The sequence below is a fragment of the Streptomyces sp. NPDC016469 genome (assembly GCF_040632905.1).
GTDB lineage: Bacteria > Actinomycetota > Actinomycetes > Streptomycetales > Streptomycetaceae > Streptomyces.
In genome coordinates, this window is sequence record NZ_JBEYCQ010000124.1 from 1 (window position 1) to 1204 (window position 1204).

1 protein-coding gene and 1 pseudogene are annotated in these 1204 nt (G+C 35.8%); both read left to right on the forward strand.

Translation table 11 applies throughout. The features are described from left to right. On the forward strand, nucleotides 1-924 hold a 924-nt coding region (locus ABZ565_RS35705), incomplete at its 5' end, for a Mu transposase C-terminal domain-containing protein (RefSeq protein ID WP_361036480.1). Then, nucleotides 917-1204: pseudogene (locus tag ABZ565_RS35710) on the forward strand (ATP-binding protein); the annotation flags it as partial. The gene ABZ565_RS35705 and the pseudogene ABZ565_RS35710, both read left to right, overlap by 8 nt.

Consider the following 1204-nt stretch of genomic DNA (forward strand, 5'->3'; position numbering starts at 1 on the left):
GAGCCCACCCGGATCATCGACGGCAACCAGGTCTCGCTGGAGTACCGGTACTTCAGTCGAGCAATTGCTGGGTACTATTTATCCTTTGAATCCCCCACTGCAATAAACACATCATTAGTTTTACACCAAGCAATATGGAAGAAAGGAAATCGTGATTGGCCAATATGTGGCATCCCAGAAAAATTCTACACAGATCACGGAAGTGATTTTACCTCTAAACATTTAGAACAGGTAGCAATTGATTTGAAAATTAACTTAGTCTTTTCGACTGTAGGTGTTCCTAGAGGACGAGGGAAAATTGAAAGGTTTTTTCTAACGGTAAATCAATTGTTTTTGCAAGATTTACCTGGTTATTTAGGTAATCAAACCACCCAGTCCCTTCTCACAATTAAAGAACTTGATGAAAAATTTTCAACATTCCTTATATATAAGTATCACCATAGGATTCATGGCACAACAAAAAAGGAACCAATACATTCTTGGAATAGTTCAGGATTTCTACCTAATATGCCAGAAAGCTTAGAAACTTTGGATTTATTATTATTAAACGTAGCAAAACCAAGAAAAGTGCATTCTGATGGTATCCATTTTCAAGGCATGAGATATATAGATACTAATTTAGCTGCGTACGTTGGTGAAACTGTGATTATTCGTTACAATCCAAGAGATATTGCAGAAATTAGAGTATTTTATCAGGATAAATACATATGTACTGCCATTTCTCCTGAAATCTCTGATTATACCGTAGATCTTAAAGAAATTGTTTCTGCCCGAAATAAAGTAAGAAAAACTTTAAAGAAACAACTAGAACCTAGAAAATCTGTTATAGAAGAAGTTAGAGATTCCAAACAAGAAGAATATACAATTCGTCCAGATAGACCTGATAAAAAGAAGTCAAAACTAAAGAGGTATCTAAATGAATAAGGAGCAAAAATTTATTGAAACAAAAGAATATAAACGTTTTACAGAATTTTGCGATGCTTGTATCAAATATAAATATATAGGTATTTGTTATGGGGTTCCAGGTGTCGGAAAAACCTTATCTTCAAGGTATTATACAAATTGGGATAATATAGAGAAGCAAATAGCTTATAAAAAAGCAGATGAAATTCCTTTAAAAACGGATGGAGCAATTCTTGAGGCCAACACTCCTCCCTGGCCATCGACGGCCACGGGGCGGACACAAGTCCGATCGCGCAGCAGC